The organism is Arthrobacter vasquezii, assembly GCF_029455255.1.
In the GTDB taxonomy this organism is placed as follows: Bacteria; Actinomycetota; Actinomycetes; order Actinomycetales; family Micrococcaceae; genus Arthrobacter_D; species Arthrobacter_D parietis.
This window is the reverse complement of sequence record NZ_JAROKN010000051.1, coordinates 1-19,477: the sequence shown is the minus strand read 5'-3', so window position 1 is coordinate 19,477 and position 19,477 is coordinate 1. Positions and strand designations below refer to the sequence as shown.

Below are 19,477 nucleotides of genomic sequence, written 5' to 3'. Positions count from 1 at the left end.
GTCCACGCGGCCGGCGGCGGCAGCGTCGGTGATGTCCTCACACGCATAGGGGGCGATAACTGTAACCAGTGCGCCGTCGTCGAGCAGTGCCTGCAGCCGGCGTGCGGCCACCGGGCCGCCGCCCACCACGAGGACCTTGCGACCGCGCAACTGCAGTCCAAGAGGGTAGGTCATTGCGAACCTCCGGTGAGCAGGCCGCGGCGGCGGAGCAGGTGACGTTCGAGCGGCCCGAAAACCAACACTTCAATCACTACTCCCACGACGAGGATGAGCAGGATGGTTGCCATGACACCGCCGACGTCGTCGAGCTCGCGCCCGCGCTGCAGCAACGTGCCAAGGCCGAGGCCCAGTTGCTGGCCGCCGGCAATGATTTCGGCGGCCATCAGCGCTCGCCAGGAGAATGCCCAGCCCTGCCGGAGTCCGGAGATGTAGGCCGGGAGTGCCGCAGGCAGCACGATGTGGAGTGCGGTGTCCCAGGTTCCCGCGCCGAGTACCCTGCCCACCTTGCGGTGCAGTGGCTGGATCTGGTCCACGCCGGCGAGCAGGCCGTTGACGATGGCCGGAACGGCGCCGGTAAGCACCACGAAGTACACCGTGGCGTCGGTGACGCCGAAGAAGAGAATGGCCAGCGGCACCCAGGCCACGGTTGGCAGCGTCAACAGGAACGTCATATAGGGGGCGACGGCGGCGCGGAGCCAGATCGAGGCGGACAAGCCCAGCGCCAGCACAGTGCCCACGAGCACGGACAGGAGGAACCCCGGTACTCCCCGGCTCAGGCTGGTGGCGACACCCTGGACGACCTCTCCGGAGTGCCACAGCCGTCCCAGCGCAGCGAAGAGGTCTGAGGGCCCCGTTCCGCCGTTGATCGACGAGGCAGCGGCCCAGAGACCGAGGACCACGGCGAGGGTGACAACCGGCGCCAGGGTCAGCAGGACTCCCCCGTGCCGGCGTGCCCTGGAAACGGTCGGAACGGACTGCGCGGACCGTCTGGGTTCAGCTAACTGCGGCAAGACCGTGCACCTCCCGGTGGAGGACGGTCCTGATTGTTTCAGCCAGGGCTGCACCGGCGACGGCGTCATGGCGCTGGGTATCCGAGACCCGCCATTCGCCGGCAATGGAACCCTGATCGGAGGCCAGGAGAATAACGCGCTGGCCCAACCGGATTGCTTCGCGAACGTTGTGGGTCACCAGGACGATGGTCCGGCCGGTGGCTCGCCAGATATCCTCCAGCTCGTCGTGCAGGAAATCCCGCGTGATGGAGTCGAGCGCGCTGAACGGCTCGTCCATGAGGAGCAGGCTGCGGTTCTGCGCGAGGGCGCGTGCCAGCGCTACCCGCTGCTGCATCCCGCCGGAGAGCTGGTGGACCAACCGGTAGCCGGCATCGGGAAGCCGCACCAGGTTCAGAAGTTCCTGCGTCCGTTGCTGACGATCCTGCCGCGGCACGCCGGCGAACTTCAGCGCAAGCGAGATGTTACCGGCCGCACTGAGCCACGGCAGCAGCGCCGATTCCTGGAACATGACTGCTGCGGGCGGCGCCAGCACAGTACCGCCGTCGGCATGATCGAGCCCGGCGACGATGTTCAACAGGGTCGACTTGCCCGAGCCCGATCCGCCGACCAGGCAGACGAACTCGCCGCTGGAAATCGACAGGTCGAGCCCCTCGAAGACCGGGATGCTTGCGAAATTCTTGCTCAGGTTAGCAATTTCCACAGTGGGTGCGCCGTTCAAGGCGCACCGGGCTTGCTAGCTGTCATAACGCTCGTCCTCGCGGGCAGACAGTTCAAGGTGGTCGGACTCCACCAGGCCTGCGGCCAGGGTGTTGCCGTCGGACGGGTCGATGACCAGGAAGGCTCCAGTACGGCGGAAGTTTCCGTAGTTGTCCACGGGCAGCGCTGACGCGAGCCGGATGTGGGCGGTTCCGATGTCATTGAGCTCAAGGCCCGACGCCGGTTGATCGGCGAACGTGGCGAGGTCCAGCTTGTTGATGACCTGGCGAACCAGCCCCTGGACGGTCTTGCTGCCGTGCTTGATGAGAAGCCTGGAGCCCTCCTTCAGCGGCTTCGGCGACAGCCAGCAGAGGGCTGCGTAGAGGTCCTGAGTGGGTTGCGGGAGGCTGGCGGTTGAACTAACTTCAGCAATCAGGTCTCCGCGGGCAATGTCGATGTCGTCGGCGAGCCGCAGCACCACTGACTGCGGAGCGAAGGCTTCCTCGAGGTCTTGCCCGGCGAAGTCGATGCCGGTGACCGTCGTTTCGCGTCCGGAGGGCTGCACTATGACGGCGTCCCCCACCCGGATGGACCCGGCGGCTACCTGCCCGGCGTAGCCGCGGTAGTCACGGTACGTGTCGGCGTCGAGCCCGGGAGCCACCGCGCCCTGCGGGCGGATGACGGTCTGGACCGGGAAGCGGAAGGCTTCGAGGTCGGTCTCCAGGTCAGCGAGTGCCGGCAGCTGCTCGAGGGTCTCCAGCAGCGACGGACCGCCGTACCACGGGGTCCGCTCCGAGCGGTCCACCACGTTGTCACCCTCCAGTGCGGACACCGGGATGATCGCGGGTTCGTCGACCTTCAGTTCGCGGGCGGCCTGCTTGAGCTGCGCTTCGACGTCGCGGAACACGGCCTCGCTGTAGTCCACGAGGTCGATCTTGTTCACTGCCACGATGATGTGCGCCACGCGCAGCAGCCGCGCCACCGCGAGGTGCCGGCGGGTCTGCTCCAGGACACCCTTGCGGGCGTCAATGAGTACGACGACGGCGTCGGCCGTGGAAGCGCCCGTTACCGTGTTCTTCGTGTACTGCACGTGCCCGGGGGTGTCCGCCAGGATGAAGGTGCGGTTGGCGGTGGCGAAGTAGCGGTAGGCGACGTCGATCGTGATGCCCTGCTCCCGTTCGGCCCGCAGGCCGTCTGTCAGAAGGGCGAGGTCCAAACCTCCACGCTCCCCACCGAAACCACGTTCAGCGGAGGTGCGGGCAACGGCGTCGAGCTGGTCCGCCAGGACCGACTTGCTGTCATGCAGGAGGCGGCCCACGAGGGTGGATTTGCCGTCGTCGACGGAGCCCGCGGTTGCGAACCGAAAGAGTGTGGAGTGTTCGAGCGCGGTTTCGACTGCTGTGCTCATTAGAAGTACCCGTCTTTCTTGCGGTCTTCCATTGCGGCTTCCGAGATCCGGTCGTCCGCGCGGGTGGCACCGCGTTCGGTGAGTGTGCTGAGGGCGACTTCCCTCACGACTGCCGACACGTCCGCCGCAGCCGATTCGACGGCTCCGGTGCAGGACATGTCACCGACCGTGCGGTAGCGGACCATGCGAGTTTCCACCGTTTCCCTCTCCGTGGGCTGGGAAACCTCGCCGACTGCGCGCCACATGCCGTCGCGGCGGAACACCTCGCGCTGATGGGCGTAGTAGAGGCCCGGAAGCTCGATGTTCTCGCGCTCGATGTAGCGCCAGACGTCCAGTTCGGTCCAGTTGCTGATGGGAAACGCCCGCACGTGCTGGCCGACGGTGTGGCGGCCGTTGTACAGATTCCACAGCTCGGGCCGCTGGTTGCGCGGATCCCACTGACCGAACTCGTCGCGCAGGCTCAGAATCCGTTCCTTCGCTCGGGCCTTGTCCTCATCGCGGCGGCCGCCGCCAAAGACTGCGTCAAACTTGTTGGCATTGATGGTGTCGAGCAGCGGGACGGTCTGCAGCGGGTTACGGGTGCCGTCGGCGCGTTCGCTCAGCTCGCCGCGGTCGATGTACTCCTGGACGGACCCAACGACGAGCCTGATTCCGAGCCGCTCGACGGTGCGGTCACGGAACTCCAGAACCTCGGGGAAGTTGTGGCCGGTGTCGACGTGCAGCACCGGGAACGGAACCTTGCCGGGCCAGAACGCCTTCGTAGCAAGGTGCAGCATGACAACCGAGTCCTTGCCACCGGAGAACAACAAAGCGGGCCGCTCAAACTCGGCGACGACTTCCCGAATAATGTGAATCGCTTCGGATTCCAACGCATCCAATGAGCTCAAGCGGTGCGTGGCTCCCCCGATGCGGTCTGTCTGCAGAGCCGTTCCCGCTTCGCTGAGGTGACTTGCCTGCTGAGCCGGAGCCGCTGATGCCGCCCAGGGAGTGGCATCTAAGGTGTCAGCCGAGGGCCCCGACGCGAGCTTGCGAGCGTTGGGTAGGCTGCCACCGCTGTCGGAGCCGCGCGCCTGGTCGGTCGTAGATCGGCCGTGCGGCGAAGGGGCGGGGGCGGCATCAGCGGTGGAGGCGGAGCCTGCACCGCTGGGAAGGAAGGTGTTGGTTGATGAGCTCATTGGTGGATTCCGCACTCTGTCTTCGCTAGGCCGGCCCAACGGCCGGCTCTCGGGTCTTCTCCTGGGGCTACCGGCCGCGTACACGGCTTGCAGCCGATCGAGGGGTAGCCATTGGATAGGAGCATGTTCACGGGGACCTGGTGTTCGCCCGCGTAGTCGAGGAGCTCGTCGAAGGTCCAGGCGGCGAGCGGGTTGATCTTGACCAGGTTGTGCACGTGGTCCCAGGTGACCAGCGGCGTGTTGGTCCGGGTGGGTGCCTCGTCACGGCGGACCCCGGTGAACCAGACCTCATAGCCGGCCAGGGCGTTCTTGAGGGGATTCATCTTGCGGAGCGCGCAGCACTGGGCGGGATCCCGGCCGAACAGGTCCTTGCCATAGGTAGCGTCCTGTTCGGCGACAGTCTGCCCGGGCATTACGTCGACGATTGTGACGTCGAGCTGGCCGGCAACCTCGTCCCGGGTAATCCGGGTTTCAGTGAAGTGATAGCCGGTGTCAAGGAAGAGGACATCAATGCCGGGGAATTGCTGCGACACCAGGTGCGGCAGGACGGCGTCGGCCATGGAGCAGGCAACGGCGGCCTGGGACAGGTTGAAGTTTCGGGCTACCCAGGCGATCACCTGCTCGGCGGAGGAGTTCCAGCCGAGCTCTTCGGCACCCGCGGCGGCGAGTGCCTTCAACTCGGCTTCAGGGCGGCGGGACCGGCCTGCGGCTTCCAGGGAAACGTTCTCGGGTGACAGCGTCACTGCAGGTCTCCTTCCTCGACTCGGTGCGCCCACTGGGCGAAGGTCTCGTTATCCTGGCGACCGCCGACATAGCGGCGGACAACGCGTTCGACGTAGTCGGGCAGGTTCTCGACGGTGACTTTCAGGCCGCGGATAGTGCGTCCGAGGCCTGCCTCACCGCGGTTGGAATCCGCTAGCCCGCCGCCGAGGTGAACCTGGAAGCCGGGAGTGGGGTCGCCGTCGGGCGTTGGAAGCATCATGCCCTTGAGGCCGATGTCCGCAGTCTGGATGCGGGCGCACGAGTTGGGGCAGCCGTTGATGTTCAGCGCGATCGGTTGGGTGAGCGTGCCGCTGTCAACGAGGTCTTTCAGGCGGCGCTCAAGCTCGGCGATGGCCGTGGCTGCGGTGACCTTGGTTTCCACGATGGCGAGCTTGCAGAACTCGATGCCCGTGCACGCGATGGTGGAGCGGCGGAACAGCGATGGCCGGGCGGACAGCCCCAGCTCATCCAGTTTTGAGATGAGCGGCTCCACCTGCTCCTTCTCGATGTCGAGGATTACGAGCTTCTGATGCGGGGTGGTGCGCAGCCGGGTGGAGCCGTGAGCTTCGAGGGTGTCGGCGAGTGAGGTGAGGATTGTTCCGGAGACCCTGCCAACCGTGGGCGAGACGCCGATGAAGAATTTCCCGTCCTTCTGCTCGTGGACGCCGATGTGGTCCCCCGGAGTATCGGGCTTGGGCGCAGCGGGACCGTCAGGGAGCTCGAAACCGAGGTACTCGTCCTGCAGGACCTGCCGGAATTTCTCGGCACCCCAGTCGTTGAGGAGGAACTTCAGGCGGGCCTTGGTGCGCATGCGGCGGTAGCCGTAGTCCCGGAAAATGCTGGTCACGCCAAGCCATACCTCGGCGGCGACCTCCGGAGTGACGAACGCGCCCAGGCGTTCCGCCAGGCGGGCGTTGGTGGAGAGGCCACCGCCTACCCAGAGGTCGTAGCCTGCGCCGAGCTCGGGATGGACCACACCGACCAGGGCGAAGTCGTTGATCTCATGCACCACGTCCTGGCTCGGGTGGCCGGTGATCGCGGTCTTGTATTTGCGCGGAAGGTTCGCCAGCTCGGGATCGCCGATGAACCGGTCGCTCAGTTCGCGGATGAGCGGGGTGGGATCGAGGATTTCATCCTTTGCGATCCCCGCCACGGGTGAACCGAGGATCACGCGGGGAACGTCGCCGCAGGCCTCGGTGGTGGAGAGGCCGACGGACTCAAGGCGGTTCCAGATCTCGGGGACGTCCTCAACGCGGACCCAGTGAAGCTGGATATTCTGGCGGTCCGTGATGTCCGCGGAGTCGCGGGCGAACTCGGTGGAGATACCGCCGATGACCCGCAGCTGGTCAGTACTGAGCGCACCACCGTCAATGCGCACGCGCAGCATGAAGTATTTGTCTTCGAGTTCGTGCGGTTCGAGCGTGGCGGTCTTGCCGCCGTCGATACCCTGCCGGCGCTGCGTGTAGAGGCCCCACCAGCGGAAGCGCCCGTGAAGGTCCGTGCCATCGATTGAATCGAAGCCGTTTTTCGCGTAAATCTGCTCGATCCGCTCACGGACGTTGAGCCCGTTATCCTCCTGCTTCCAGGTTTCATTGGGATTCAGAGGCGTGGTGCCGTCAACCTTCCACTGGCCGTGAGGCTTGGCAGCGGGCCTGGCCGCGCGCGGCTTTCGCCCGGCTTCAGGGGCTGCTTCGGTCGCGAGTGAACTCGTCATGTAAAGACAGTAGGACCGACCTCGGAAGCCCTTCAAAGGTCCGGAAACACCCGTTCACGTGGGGACACAGCACGTCACAATGCCAGCAGGGTCTTGACAGGACTGGCGCGCTCGCGGAACCAGCGTTGGTCAGGGCCTGGCGCATGCCTTGACGAGGGGCCGGCAGGCCCTGCCGCAGTCCCTGGTGGGGTCAGGCACCTGAAGGCGGCTGGCGGCGTCGTCGTACCGGGCAAGCGCAATCTCCGCGAGCGCCGTCGACGGTAGCAGCGGCGCACTCACCACGGCGCCGCCGGCTTTGGCGAGCTGGTCATGGAAGTAGCCGGGAGCCAGCAGATAGGAGGCGATCGCCGGAGCGGTGCCGTCCTGATGAGCCCCTGCCACTGCTTCCGGAACGGAGGGGCTCGCGCTGGCCCCATACCCGACGACCATCCGCCCGGTCCGCAGTCCGTTAAGCTGCCCTGCCAGCTCCTCGACGTCCACAGCCGCGCAGGCGTCCGAGGAACCCGCTGCAGCAAGTACGACGGCGTCACTCACCTGCACGCCCGCTTCCTCCAGCCGCTGCTGCAGCAGCTCCGCCAGCCTCGGGTCGGGGCCTAGCGGAGCTGCGGCGAAGGTGTTCGGGCGGCTCTGCACCGCTTCGGCGATGTCCACTTTAACGTGATACCCCACGGACAACAGCAGCGGCACGATGACGGCCGGGCCGTCCGGAAGCGAGGCCACTACCCCGGGAAGATCGGGCTCCTGGACGTCGACGTAGGCTTCCCGGATGTCCAGCTCGGGGCGCAGGGCACGCATCTCATCCCGCAGCTGATTGACGGCCGCCTGCCCCTCAGCGCTGCTGGTTCCGTGCGAACAGGCGATCAGGACGGGGTGTTTGGGCGTCTGCATGTTGGCCATTGAAGCACCCGCCTGCGACTATTGACAGTTGTGTCCCGTAACGCAGAGACCTCATGAACGCGCCGCTGGTCCTGGACCTGTTCGGCGTCTTCTTCTTTGCCATGTCCGGAGCGCTGCTGGCGGCGCGCAAGGGGTTCGATCTGATCGGCTCGCTGCTGCTGGCTTCCCTCGCCTCGCTGGGAGGAGGAGTGGCACGGGACCTGATCATCGACGTCGAGCCCGTAGCGTTCTACAACCCTCTCTATCTGGTGCCGCCGCTGCTTGCCACTGGCCTGGTCTACTTCCTGTATTCCGGGATCGAGAAAGCAAGCCGGCCGCTGGTGCTCTTCGATGCAGGAGGCCTTGCCCTGTTCTGCATCGTCGGTGCGCTCAAGGCCATCAACGAGGGCCTCAACCCCGTAGCGGCAGTGCTGCTGGGAGTGACAACCGCAGTCGGCGGAGGTCTGCTGCGCGACGTCGTTGCAAATGAGGTGCCGCAGCTCTTCACCGGTGACCTGTATGCCCTACCCGCCTTCCTCGGTGCAACGCTCACTGTTGCGCTGGCAGAGCTGGGCCTGTTCAACGTGGTGACGGGGATCGTCGTCGCTGTGTTGGTATTCACGCTGCGGGTGATGGCGTGGCGGTCGGGCTGGCATGCACCCCTCGCAGCTCAGGACGCGCGTCGCGCCGACCCCCCGTCCACGGGATAGGATGAGGGCATCCCCCTGACACCACCTGGAGCCACTGTGACCGAGCTGTTCCTGGATAAATTCCGTGCCCTCGTACCTGCCTATTTCGAGGAACCCTGGGTGCCGGAAGACGGCCTTTCGGAAGACGAGCTGGCGGAGCTGCGCGAAGGCCAGGATTTCCCGCTTCCGATGGCCGTGCACGAGTTCTACCTCGCGGTCGGTGCTTCCGAAGATCTCATGGAGGCGTTCCACTATGTGTGGGATCCGGACGAGCTGGAGATCGAAGACGGATTCCTGCTCTTCATGGAAGACGTGGATGAGAAGTTTGTCTGGGGCATCAAGGCAGATCAGCTGAATGTCCCGGATCCCATAGTGTGGCGGCGCAACAATGCGCGGGCCTCCTGGAAGAACGAGGAAGGAACGTTCAGTGAGTTCATGCTTGACATGTTCGACTGGGTGTTCGACGACGAGGCAGAATGACCTGGACAACGCACGCTCCTGCGGGGTATGAGTGCCCCTTCTGCGATCTGGCGTCCGGCGAGTTTCGGTTCCCGACCAATCTCTGCAGGCCCGGCGACCTGATCTACTCGGATGACCTGGTGCTGGCGTTCATCGCCTCCCACGGCTTCGAGCCGAACCCCGGGCACGTCCTGGTGACTCCGCGCGCTCACTATGAGCTGCTGTATGAACTGCCCGACGACGTCGCGGGCCGCATCATGACCGTCACCCGGGACATGGCCATTGCCATCAAGCGCGCGTGGAACCCGGATGGCGTTTCAACCCGCCAGCACAACGAGCCGGCCGGAAGCCAGCACGTGTGGCACTACCACCAGCACGTGCTTCCCCGCTGGCACGACGACGGCTTCTACTTCACGCCGAAGCGCCCCATCGTGGACCCCGCCATCCGGGCCCGCAAGGCTGGCGAGCTCCGCGCTGCGCTTTAGCTGCTAGCTGCTTACGCCCAAGCACAATCGTGCACTTTCAGGCTCGATCGGTGGGATGCCACGCCGTTGTGCCCTGAGAACATGCGGATCTGGACTCGTCCAGGTGAGAGAAACTGCAGGATTGTGCTCGGTCAGCATTCCTCCACAAATTCCTCCGGCGGCTGAGTTAGTCCACATTGGGACGCTCCAGTCCGAACCCTGGTCCGGTTGGCTTGACACTGACCGAATGGATCCTGCTGCACAATTGCGCCATGTCGGTGGCGTCGCGCCAGTCCGCACGCTTCGCCAACGCGGCGTCAGCCGGCGTGCCATGGATCATGCCATCAGCACGGGGCAAGTCCTGAAAGTACGACGAGGAATACTCGCCATACCCGGGGCGCCTTCGGATTTCGTGTCGGCAGTGAGTCACAACGGCCGGCTCAGTTGTGTATCAGCAGCCAGCCACTTCGGTCTGTGGTGCTTGGATTCACCCGAAATGCTCCACCTGAGCTGCCCGGACGGCGGAAGCGGGACCCATGTGAATCACCGGTCCCTCAGCGTGCCGCCTCATCCATACCTACCATTGGTCGGGTTGGGCGATGCACTCCTTCACGTGCTGCGTTGTCGTCCCCTGCATGAAGCGGTGGTGATGGTCGAGAGTGCCGTCCGGCGTGGTGACATGGCTTTGTCTTTTCTGTTCGACCGGTTGGACGGAGACCGAAATGGGAAGGCCAGGGAAGCCCTGCGCCGCGTGACCGGATGCGCTGAATCACCCATTGAAGTGGTCGCCAGACTGTTATTCGTAGCGGCTGGGTTCCACGTGGAGACTCAGGTAAGCATCGAAGGAGTAGGACGAGTGGACTTTCTACTCGACGGCTTCCTTGTGGTGGAGATCGACGGCGCTGGCTTTCACTCCGATCGAAAGGCGCTTCGACGAGACCACCGCCGCAATAATGCGTCACTCCTCAACGGTTACCTCATTCTCCGGTACGGCTACGAGGACGTCATGTTCGAGCAGGAAGCGATGTTGGATCAGATTCGCTTGGCGTTACGCCGAGGACGGCCTCACGGGCGCTGAACCGTGCACAATCCTGCAGGTTCTTGAGGGCTCCTTCCTCATTCCGCAAGCAACGACGCGGAATGCCCTGGCCGGCGTCCCCCGAAACGCCCGGAAGTTGCAGGATTGTGCACGCGGGAGGTGAACTGACCGGGAATCAGACGTCTCGGCTGACGACCGCCTGCGCAAAACTCGCCAGGGCCGTCTTGACCATGCTGTCAGGCAGCGGGTCGAGCGCCGTCACCGCGTCTTCCGCCCACTGCTGCGCAACAGCCCACGCCTGCCGGGTGGCGGAATGCCCGCGAAGAGCGGACACGGCTTCAGCCAGGGCTTCATCGGACGTCAGATCGCCGTCGACCAGCGCGAGCACCCGCTGCGCGGAGTCATCACCGGACGCCGCCGCCTGCCGCAGCAACAGCACGGGCAGCGTGGGCACGCCCTCGCGCAGATCGGTACCCGGGGATTTACCCGATTTGTCCTTCAGCCCGGTGACATCGATGACGTCGTCAGCAAGCTGGAACGCCACTCCGACCTTCTCGCCGTAGGACACCATGACGTCCACAGCCGACGCCGGTGCATCCGCAAAAATTGCACCCAACTGGCCGGACGCCGCAACCAGCGAACCGGTTTTATCCGCAATGACCGACAGGTAGTGCTCCACCGGATCCTCGCCGTCACGGGGGCCGACGGTCTCATGCAACTGGCCCAGGCACAGCCGCTCAAAGGTGCGCGCCTGGATGCCCAGCGCACGCGATCCCAATTCCGAGACAAGGATCGACGCACGGGCGAAAATGAGGTCCCCGGTCAGGATGGCCACGGAATTGCCCCACACTTCGTGGGCCGTGGGCGCACCGCGGCGGTAGGGCGCGGAGTCCATAACGTCGTCGTGATAGAGCGTTGCCAGATGAGTCAGTTCGACGACGACGGCGGCAACCACCACCTCCGCCTTGCTTGCGTCCCCGAGGTGGGAGGCAAGGATGGTCAACAGTGGACGGATCCGCTTGCCGCCGGCTTCCACCAGGTGGCGGGAGGTGGCATCGGCCAGGGGGTCGGAACTGGAGATCGCCTCCCGCAGCTGCTTCTCAACCTTCGCCAGGCACGTCGACACCGCCGGACCAAGCTCCGGGTCCTCAGCGATCAGGGCGAAACCCGCCGGCAGGCGCATCCCGGTAGCAATCACACCGGTGCTCGGGTCCAGCTCGTCGATGAGCGGCCGAGGATGGCCAGCGCGGGTCCAGCTGGTGTGGGGGGAATCCGTCATGGGTCTAAGCCTATCGGGCGAGGGACCCGATGCGAGCGCAGCGGGGATCAGGCGCACAACCCGGGAAGTTTTGTGCAGTTTCGGTGCGTTCCACGGCCGTCGAACCCACCGGACGTGCGCAAAAGTTCCCGAGGGGTTTCGGGCAAACTACTGGTTGCTGGTTGCCGGGACCAGCTTCTCGAGCACATGGATCAGCCGATCCTCGAAGCCCTTCGGTGAGGAGTCAGTCAGATTGGCCAGCATCCGCACAACGAACCGCATCAGCACCGGGATCGGCATGCCGGTGCGCAGCGCGAGGCGAAGGATGGCCGGTTTACCGATGAGCCCCGCGAAGATCCGCCCGAGGGTGAAGTGGCTCCCCCACTGGTCCTGGATGTACGGCGCGTAGCCGGCAAGCACGGTGTCCCGCCCAATCCCCGGCGGAGCGGTGAACGACCGCTCGATGAACTCGGCCGCATACCGCGCCGACTCCATCGCATAGGAGATGCCCTCACCATTGAACGGCGACACCATGCCCCCGGCGTCCCCCAGCAGCAACAGTCCGGGTGAATAGTGCGGCGTGCGGTTGAACCCCATCGGCAACGCCGCACCGCGGATTTCGCCGACCTGGTTCTCCTCGGTGAACCCCCACCCGGCGGGCATCCCGGCAGTCCAGTCACGCAACACCTGCTTGTAATCGAGCTTCCCGAACGACGCCGAGGAGTTCAGAATCCCCAGGCCCACATTCGACGTGCCGTCGCCCACACCGAACACCCAGCCGTATCCGGGCAGCGGCTTTCCGGAGGCGTCCGGCAGCTCGAGCCAGCCCTCCATCCACGGATCCTCATGCCGGGGGCTGGTGAAGTATGTACGTACAGCGACGCCGAGCGGCCGGTCATCCCGCTTGGCCATACCGAGACTCACGGCGGTCCGCGTCGAGTTGCCGTCCGCAGCCAGCACGACGTCCGCGCTGAGTGTTTTCTGCTCGCCGGTTCGGCGCCCGTTGGGACCCAGAACATTGACGACGACGCCGGTCACCCGCCCGGATTCATCCCGTACTGCTTCGGTGACGGAGTGGCCCTCGAGAATCTGTGCTCCGGCGGACCGGGCGTGCGAGGCGAGCTGCTCATCGAAGCCGAGGCGCGTACGGACAAGCCCGTAGGAGGGGAAGTCGGACAGTTCGGGCCACGGGAGCTCCACCGTGCGGCCGCCGGCCAGCAGCCGCAGGCCCTTGTTCCGCCGCCAGCCGAGTTCCTCGCCATGCGGCAACCCAAGCAGCTGGATCTCCCGGACGGCGCGCGGCGTGAAGCCGTCGCCGCATACTTTCTCCCGGGGAAAGTAGGTCTTCTCGACAACCGTGGTTTCGATCCCTGCGGCGGCCAGGTAGTAGGCGGCAGTGGACCCGGCAGGCCCCGCTCCGATGATGAGGACTGACACCTAGTTGGCAGCCCTGCTGCTGCGGCGCCGACCGCGCGTCTGTGAGGCGGCCGCCGTCGTCGTGATGGTGCCCTCCGGTTTGGTGGCGCGGTGCACCGCGACGATGCCGCCGTTGAGGTTGCGGTACGCGACCGATTCCCAGCCGCTCTGCGTGATCCAGCCCGCGAGCTCGTCCTGGTTGGGCCAGGCTCGGATGGACTCGGCGAGGTAGACGTAGGCGGCGGGATTGGAGCTGACCTTGGTGGCAATCGCCGGGAGCGCCCGCATCAGGTATTCGGTGTACAGGGTTCGCCACAGCGGAACGATCGGCTGGGAGAACTCGGCGATGACGAGGCGGCCCCCAGGCTTGGTGACGCGGAGCATCTCCTCCAGCGCCCTGGTGGGCCTGTCCACATTGCGCAGGCCGAAGGAGATGGTGGAGGCGTCAAAGGAGTTGTCGGCGAACGGAAGGTCGGTGGCGTCTCCGGCGATGAAGTCGATATCCGGCCGGCGGCGCTTGCCCACCCGCAACATTCCAAGTGAGAAATCACACGCGACCACGTGTACGCCGGCGTCCGCGTAAGGCTCGCTGGAGGTGCCCGTACCGGCTGCGAGATCGAGCACCCGGTCGCCGGCCTTGGCGTCTACGGCATCAACAACGATCCGCCGCCACCGGTGGGTTTGCCCCAGCGACAGCACGTCATTAACGACGTCATACTTGGGCGCCACGTCGTCAAACATGGCTGCAACTTCGTCAGGACGCTTATCCAGCGATGCTCGATTCACTTTGTCATTGTCTCAAACATTGTCAGTGCCGAAAAATGCGGCCCCTCGCCTAGCGGAACGGGCGGGCTGCCGCTCGGGAGTACGCTAGAGCATCATGAGCAATCCGTCCCCTGCCGCAGTGGCGACGCCGCTGAATCAGGCGCCGGCCCTCCGCAGCATCACCTTTGAGCGGGGCGACCTCCAGCTCGACACCGGCCTCCTGGACCTCGTGGTCCGCAGTGATGTCCACACCTGGATCCGGCGCGGCGGAGGCATCGTTGCCTTCGGTGAAACGGCGCGCTTCACCACCTCCGGCCCCGGCCGCTTCGCTGAGGCTCAGGCCTGGTGGCGCGAGGTTGTTGCGGCGGCTGACGTCGTTGACCCCCTCGCCCAGCCGGGCAGCGGGCTGGTGGCGTTCGGCTCGTTCGCCTTCTCAAAGACGTCCCGTCACCTGTCGCGCCTGATAGTGCCGCGCATTCTTGTCGGCAGCCGGGAAGGCAAGAGCTGGATCACCTACATCACGGACGACGACGGCGCAGAGCTGAGTGCCTCAGCCGCCGAAGCGGAACTCGCCGCCTACCTCGACGAGGTGGAGCCCGAACGCAAACCCTGTTCGGGAGACCGGATTGCCCCGGGAATCCTGACCGAAGAGCAATGGATGACGGCCGTCAGCCGCGGGGTCGCGCACATCAGGGAAGGTGAGCTGAGCAAGCTCGTGCTGGCCCGCGATGTCGTCGCGGAACTCGGATCCCCGATCTCGACGTCGCAGGTGCTCCGCGAGCTCGCCGTCCGGTACTCCGATTGCTGGACGTATTCGGTGGACGGGCTGATCGGCTCCACGCCGGAAATGCTCATCAAGGTCGAGGACCAGACAGCCCGCGCCCGGGTGCTGGCAGGAACCCTCGACCGCTCAACCGCCCCCGCCGGTGAGAGCGGATACGCGAACCGGGTTCTGGCCGGTTCCGAGAAGCAGCAGCACGAGCATGAGATTGCGATCGACTCCCTTACACGGCAGTTGGAGCCCTTCACCCGGACCATGACCTCGCACAGCGAACCGTTTGTCCTTGAACTTCCCAACGTGTGGCACCTGGCGTCCGATGTAAGTGCGGAGCTCACGGTGGACAGCGAGGGCAACGTGCCGTCGTCGTTGGCCCTGGTGGAGGCGCTCCACCCCACCGCCGCCGTGTGCGGGACGCCTACTACGGTGGCGGGCGAACTGATTCGCGAGCTGGAACATTTGGAACGCGGACCGTATGCCGGGCCGGTGGGCTGGATGGATGCAACAGGAAACGGTGAGTGGGGCATCGCCCTGCGGGGCGCCGTCGTCGAGACCCCGACGCGGGTCCGGATGTACGCCGGGTGCGGCATTGTCGAGGCTTCCCAGCCGGTGGCGGAGCTGGCGGAAACGTGGAGCAAGTTCCGGCCGATGATCGAGGCGCTGGGCCTGCGGGCACCATTACGATCCTGACTCGATTGCTGTCGCGCTTGGTTACCAATAGGCAATTCCTGTAGCCTGTGATGCACATCTCTTTACCGATAGAATCGTCCATGACGTTTCATTACTCCGTCCCGAGTCTTTACTCCGTCCCGAGCTGAGGTACTGCATGTTTTCCAAGATTTCCAAGTCGCTCGCCGTTATAGCAATCGGCACCCTGGCACTAACCGCGTGTGGCGGCGGTTCCGAGTCCGAAGAGGGCGGCGAGGCAGCAGGTGGTTCCGAGTTCGACCTCGTATCCCCCGGTGCCCTGACCGTCTGCTCTGACATCCCCTACGAGCCGTTCGAATACGAGGAAAACGGTGAGTATGTCGGGTTCGATATGGACCTGATGAAGGAGATTGCTGCCGGACTTGACCTTGAGCTTTCGGTGCAGGATGTCGGCTTCGACGGCCTGCAGTCCGGTGCCGTGCTTGCCGCAGGGCAGTGCGATGTCGGCGCCAGCGCCATGACCATCACTCCTGATCGGGAAGAGAACCTGACCTTCGCCGACCCGTACTACGACTCCCTGCAGTCGCTTCTGGTTCCTGCTGACTCTGACGTCGCCACTCTTGAAGACCTCGCCGGCAAATCCGTGGGCGTCCAGCAGGGCACCACCGGCGAGCAGTACGCCCGCGATAATGTCCCCGCAGACACCGAGGTAGTGGCCTTCCCGAGCGACGCCGAGCTCTATGCGGCGCTGCAGGCCGGCAACGTTGCCGCGATCCTGCAGGACCTGCCGGTGAACCTGAACCACACGCAGGAAGGCGAGTACACCATCGCTGCGGAGTTCGAGACTGATGAGCAGTACGGTTTCGCATTCCCCAAGGAGGGCAGCGAAGCGCTCGTCGAGGCTGTGAACACCGAGCTCGCGGAGCTGCGTGACAACGGCACCTACGACGAAATCTACAACACCTACTTCGAGGAGCAGTAAGCTTCCACGGACTTGCGGCAGTTCCAGCTTCTGGGACTGCCGCAGCCGTGTTCACCTCCTGAAAGATAGGTAAAACACGTGAGACCATCTACCCGCAAACGCTTGTTCCGCGGAGTCCTGTACGCAATTTTCATCCTTGCCGTCGCTGCCGTCATCCTCGTTGCCGACTGGGAAGCAATACGTGCCAACTTCTTCAACCTCGATGTTGCGGCTGAAGCCTTTCCCACGGTCGTCACCGAGGCCGCGAAAAACACCGTCGTCTACACGGTCATTGCCTTCATCGGTGGAATGATCGGCGGTCTGATCCTGGCGCTGATGAAGCTTTCTCCGGTGGGTCCCTACCGCTGGGTTGCCACTGCCTACATCGAACTTTTCCGGGGCCTCCCGGCGCTCCTCGTCATCTTCGGTTTCGCGTTCGCCGTGCCGATCGCCTTCGAGTGGCGTCCGCCGGGAGGTTCGACCGGCGCCGGTTTGATTGCGTTGATCGTTGTCTCCTCGGCCTACATCGCTGAAACAATCCGCGCGGGCATCGAGGCTGTGCCCAAAGGTCAGGTTGAAGCGGCACGCTCGCTCGGTATGCGGCCCTCGTGGACACTGGTGTCCGTGGTGCTGCCGCAGGCATTCCGCATCATCACTCCACCGCTGACCAACGAATTGGTCATCCTGATCAAGGACACCTCGCTGCTGTTCATCGCGGGCATGGCGCTCGGCGACAGGGAACTGACCACTTTCGCGCGCGACACCGTGTCTTCGCAGGCAAACTCGACGCCTCTCGTTCTTGCCGCGCTGTTGTACCTGATCATCACCCTCCCGCTGACCCAGCTGGTTGCCAAACTGGAACGCCATAACAAGAGAGGCCGGTAGGTCATGGCCGAACTGCAAACAACGGGCGTACCCGCCATTGAAGTACGCAAGCTGTGCAAGTCCTTCGGGGACAACGAGGTGCTCAAGGGCATCGACTTTCACGTTGATCAGGGCGAGGTGGTCTGCGTCATCGGCCCGTCCGGATCGGGCAAATCCACATTGCTGCGCTGCGTCAACCGGTTGGAAGAGCCCACCTCGGGAACCATCATCGTTGAGGGCGTCGACATCACCGATGAGGACACTGACCTGGACAAGGTGCGTACCCGCATTGGCATGGTGTTCCAGCAGTTCAACCTGTTTCCCCACCTCACGGTCCTGCGGAACCTGACGCTCGCCCAGATCCGCGCGAAGAAGCGGGGCAAGGCGGAAGCTGAGGAAATCGCCCGCCGCAACCTGGACAAGGTGGGCCTGGCGGACAAGGTCGATGCGTTCCCGGCTCAGCTTTCCGGCGGCCAGCAGCAGCGCGTCGCCATCGCCCGGGCGCTTTCGATGGACCCGGACATGATGCTCTTCGATGAACCGACCAGCGCACTCGATCCGGAGCTGGTCGGAGACGTCCTCGACGTCATGAAGCAGCTTGCGCGTGATGGCATGACCATGATGGTGGTCACCCACGAGATGGGCTTCGCGCGCGAGGTCGGCGACCGCGTTGTCTTCATGGACGGCGGCGTTGTCGTGGAGCAGGGCAAGCCGGATGATGTCCTTGGAAACCCGCAGCACGAGCGCACGCGAGGCTTCCTCTCGAAGGTTCTCTAATTGTGATTTGAGGGCCGTTTCCAAACGGGTTGGTGCGTGCAAAAATATACGCACCAACCCGCCTGGTCTCCCCTACCCCAGGAATCCCATGTCCGAGCTTCCCACCGCCGGACGGCCGCGCCTGAGAGCGCGGTTCGCCGCCGTCGTCGTCGTTTGTTTCACTCTGCTCACCGGGCTGCTTACCGCACCGCCGGCCGTTGCCGCGCTCCCGGTGAATGACCCCGGCAACATCCAGGTGCTGGTGACCAAGTCCCGGCCGCTCAATCCCCTCCGGTACATTGCGCCGGATCTCGTATTCTTCCCCGGGACCAACTATGTGCTCCGGCGTGAAGTGTCGGCGAATCTGCAGAACCTCTTCGCGGGTGCCAGGAGCGCCGGCGCGCCGCTTGCCGTGGTCAGCGCGTACCGCTCCTATGACCAGCAGGCTGCGCTGTACAACTCGTACGTGGCCCAGTACGGCCAGGCGGTCGCGGACACCATTTCTGCCCGTCCCGGCCACAGCGAGCACCAGACCGGGCTGGCGGTCGACGTCGGCAACCTCAGCGGCTCATGCGGCCTCAACGCCTGCTTCGCCACCACGGCGGGCGGCCGCTGGGTGGCAGCGAATGCGCACCGGTACGGGTTCATCATCCGCTACCCGGACGGGTATCAGTCCACCACCGGCTACACCTTCGAGCCGTGGCACCTGCGCTATGTCGGCAGGTCCGTGGCCACCGAGATGCGGACCCGAGGCATCCCCACCATGGAGCACTACTACAACGGCTCCAACCCGCCCATCAAGCACTCCTCCGACGTGGTCGCAGTCGACTCGACGGGAACGTCGTGGACATATCCGTCAAACTTCCTCAACGGGTTTCGTCCGCGTGCGCGGCTCGGCGCCGGGTGGTCCACGCTCAAGGCGGGCTTCAGCACCGACTGGAATGCCGACGGGCTCCAGGACATCCTTGCGCAGTGGAATGACGGCCGGTTGACGCTGTACCGCGGTCAGTTCGGCGGCGGATTCCGGGCGCCGATCAGCATAGGTCATGGTTGGGGAAGCTACGACATCACCGTGGGAGCCTGGCTCCGCGGCAGCCGGTTCCCCTCCGTGGTGGCGAAGGACGGTGCAGGCGTGCTGTGGCACTACGCGAACACCGCCGGCGCCGGTTTGTCAGCGCCCGCCAGGATAGGCCACGGCTGGCAAAACCTGCGCCTCACTCAGGCCGACTGGGATCGCGACGGCAACCAGGACATCCTCGCCATCCGGACCAACGGACAGCTGGCACTGTACCGTTCCACAGGAGCCGGTGCGTTCGTCAATGAAGCCCGGCGTGTGATCGGCCATGGGTGGCAGGGGATGGACAGTGTGAAGGCCATTGCCGGGTTCCAGGGTCCCGGTTCATATGGTCTGCGGGCGCGCTCAGCTGCGGGAGAACTTCGGTACTACCCTATGCCGGGCAACCGGTGGGGAGCTGCCGCGACCATCGGCCACGGCTGGCAGACCTACCGGCTGTTCCGTTGAGCGGGGCAGTCTCGGCGCCCTGCTCCGCTGGATGAGGCTGAGCTGCGGTCAGCGCCCGACGGCGTCCAGCACCGCCTGCTTCACCCGCGCGTGGCGGTCCCGCACAGGTAAAGTTCACGCCGCTGGAACTGCGCGAGCTGTCCCACTCACGGGACGTCGACATTGTGCTGTACCCGGAGGATTTCGACTTTGACGAGGCCTCGGAACAGCAGATCGC

Annotated in this window: 21 protein-coding genes; 9 read left to right on the top strand and 12 right to left on the bottom strand. The window is 64.9% G+C overall.

What is annotated here, in order from left to right; genetic code table 11:
* The 8 genes from P4U43_RS14435 to P4U43_RS14400 form a co-directional block, all read right to left on the bottom strand.
* Positions 1 to 174, bottom strand: a 174-nt coding sequence (locus P4U43_RS14435) for an NAD(P)-dependent oxidoreductase (RefSeq protein ID WP_277359356.1), incomplete at its 3' end; no start/stop codon positions are given.
* Positions 171 to 1,010 (bottom strand): ABC transporter permease, encoded by an 840-nt coding sequence (locus tag P4U43_RS14430; protein ID WP_277359352.1) that lies wholly within the window; start codon positions 1,008 to 1,010, stop codon positions 171 to 173. The genes P4U43_RS14430 and P4U43_RS14435, both read right to left, overlap by 4 nt.
* Entirely contained in the window at positions 994 to 1,710 is a 717-nt protein-coding gene (locus P4U43_RS14425) for an ABC transporter ATP-binding protein (RefSeq protein WP_277359351.1), read from the bottom strand. Before P4U43_RS14425 ends, P4U43_RS14430 begins: the two co-directional genes overlap by 17 nt.
* A gap of 33 nt (positions 1,711 to 1,743) precedes the next feature.
* Entirely contained in the window at positions 1,744 to 3,114 is a 1,371-nt protein-coding gene (locus P4U43_RS14420; RefSeq protein WP_277359350.1) for a sulfate adenylyltransferase subunit 1, read from the bottom strand.
* Positions 3,114 to 4,037, bottom strand: coding sequence for a sulfate adenylyltransferase subunit CysD (cysD, locus tag P4U43_RS14415; protein ID WP_277359355.1), 924 nt, complete (start codon positions 4,035 to 4,037; stop codon positions 3,114 to 3,116). The genes P4U43_RS14420 and cysD overlap by 1 nt, the downstream gene beginning before the upstream one ends.
* A 248-nt stretch (positions 4,038 to 4,285) precedes the next feature.
* Positions 4,286 to 5,026 carry a phosphoadenylyl-sulfate reductase gene (locus P4U43_RS14410; RefSeq protein ID WP_277359354.1) on the bottom strand — a complete coding sequence of 247 codons (741 nt, stop codon included), beginning with the start codon at positions 5,024 to 5,026 and terminating at the stop codon, positions 4,286 to 4,288.
* Between the two features lie 2 nt (positions 5,027 to 5,028).
* Positions 5,029 to 6,765, bottom strand: a complete 1,737-nt coding sequence (locus tag P4U43_RS14405) for a nitrite/sulfite reductase (RefSeq protein WP_277359349.1) — start codon at positions 6,763 to 6,765, stop codon at positions 5,029 to 5,031.
* A 129-nt stretch (positions 6,766 to 6,894) separates the two neighbouring features.
* Positions 6,895 to 7,662, bottom strand: a complete 768-nt coding sequence (locus P4U43_RS14400; RefSeq protein WP_404800750.1) for a sirohydrochlorin chelatase — start codon at positions 7,660 to 7,662, stop codon at positions 6,895 to 6,897.
* Positions 7,663 to 7,715: 53 nt separating this feature from the next.
* Between P4U43_RS14400 and P4U43_RS14395 the strand changes: the two genes are divergently transcribed.
* Genes P4U43_RS14395 through P4U43_RS14385 form a run of 3 tightly spaced genes read left to right on the top strand, consistent with a single transcriptional unit; the run spans position 7,716 to position 9,274 of the window.
* Positions 7,716 to 8,351 (top strand): trimeric intracellular cation channel family protein, encoded by a 636-nt coding sequence (locus P4U43_RS14395; protein ID WP_277359348.1) that lies wholly within the window; start codon positions 7,716 to 7,718, stop codon positions 8,349 to 8,351.
* Between the two features lie 36 nt (positions 8,352 to 8,387).
* Complete coding sequence (locus P4U43_RS14390) at positions 8,388 to 8,810, top strand: hypothetical protein (protein ID WP_056543734.1); 423 nt, start codon at positions 8,388 to 8,390, stop codon at positions 8,808 to 8,810.
* Entirely contained in the window at positions 8,807 to 9,274 is a 468-nt protein-coding gene (locus tag P4U43_RS14385; protein ID WP_277359347.1) for an HIT family protein, read from the top strand. Before P4U43_RS14390 ends, P4U43_RS14385 begins: the two co-directional genes overlap by 4 nt.
* Before the next feature lie 166 nt (positions 9,275 to 9,440).
* Here the strand turns inward: P4U43_RS14385 and P4U43_RS14380 are convergent, their stop codons facing one another.
* Entirely contained in the window at positions 9,441 to 9,611 is a 171-nt protein-coding gene (locus P4U43_RS14380) for a hypothetical protein (protein WP_277359346.1), read from the bottom strand.
* Positions 9,612 to 9,749: 138 nt separating this feature from the next.
* On the opposite strand from P4U43_RS14380, the gene P4U43_RS14375 reads away from it, so the two are divergent.
* The gene (locus tag P4U43_RS14375; RefSeq protein WP_277359345.1) at positions 9,750 to 10,331 is read left to right on the top strand and encodes an endonuclease domain-containing protein; all 582 of its coding nucleotides are present in this window, start codon (positions 9,750 to 9,752) and stop codon (positions 10,329 to 10,331) included.
* A 136-nt stretch (positions 10,332 to 10,467) separates the two neighbouring features.
* Here P4U43_RS14375 and P4U43_RS14370 read toward each other — a convergent pair whose 3' ends face one another.
* From P4U43_RS14370 to P4U43_RS14360, 3 genes are all read right to left on the bottom strand, one after another.
* On the bottom strand, positions 10,468 to 11,571 hold the full coding sequence (locus P4U43_RS14370; protein WP_277359344.1) for a polyprenyl synthetase family protein: 1,104 nt from the start codon (positions 11,569 to 11,571) through the stop codon (positions 10,468 to 10,470).
* Positions 11,572 to 11,718: 147 nt separating this feature from the next.
* Positions 11,719 to 12,987: a geranylgeranyl reductase family protein gene (locus P4U43_RS14365; protein WP_277359343.1), complete on the bottom strand. Its 1,269-nt coding sequence runs from the start codon at positions 12,985 to 12,987 to the stop codon at positions 11,719 to 11,721.
* The gene (locus P4U43_RS14360; RefSeq protein ID WP_277359342.1) at positions 12,988 to 13,752 is read right to left on the bottom strand and encodes a demethylmenaquinone methyltransferase; all 765 of its coding nucleotides are present in this window, start codon (positions 13,750 to 13,752) and stop codon (positions 12,988 to 12,990) included.
* Between the two features lie 94 nt (positions 13,753 to 13,846).
* Here P4U43_RS14360 and P4U43_RS14355 point away from each other — a divergent pair, with 94 nt between their 5' ends.
* The 5 genes from P4U43_RS14355 (at position 13,847) to P4U43_RS14335 (ending at position 19,260) form a co-directional block, all read left to right on the top strand.
* The gene (locus tag P4U43_RS14355) at positions 13,847 to 15,199 is read left to right on the top strand and encodes an isochorismate synthase (protein ID WP_277359341.1); all 1,353 of its coding nucleotides are present in this window, start codon (positions 13,847 to 13,849) and stop codon (positions 15,197 to 15,199) included.
* A 136-nt stretch (positions 15,200 to 15,335) separates the two neighbouring features.
* Positions 15,336 to 16,139: a transporter substrate-binding domain-containing protein gene (locus P4U43_RS14350; protein ID WP_277359340.1), complete on the top strand. Its 804-nt coding sequence runs from the start codon at positions 15,336 to 15,338 to the stop codon at positions 16,137 to 16,139.
* 78 nt (positions 16,140 to 16,217) lie between these two features.
* Positions 16,218 to 17,003: an amino acid ABC transporter permease gene (locus tag P4U43_RS14345; RefSeq protein WP_277359339.1), complete on the top strand. Its 786-nt coding sequence runs from the start codon at positions 16,218 to 16,220 to the stop codon at positions 17,001 to 17,003.
* A gap of 3 nt (positions 17,004 to 17,006) precedes the next feature.
* Positions 17,007 to 17,759: an amino acid ABC transporter ATP-binding protein gene (locus P4U43_RS14340; protein WP_277359338.1), complete on the top strand. Its 753-nt coding sequence runs from the start codon at positions 17,007 to 17,009 to the stop codon at positions 17,757 to 17,759.
* 88 nt (positions 17,760 to 17,847) lie between these two features.
* Positions 17,848 to 19,260 (top strand): D-alanyl-D-alanine carboxypeptidase family protein, encoded by a 1,413-nt coding sequence (locus P4U43_RS14335; protein WP_277359337.1) that lies wholly within the window; start codon positions 17,848 to 17,850, stop codon positions 19,258 to 19,260.
* Positions 19,261 to 19,477 lie beyond the last annotated feature (217 nt).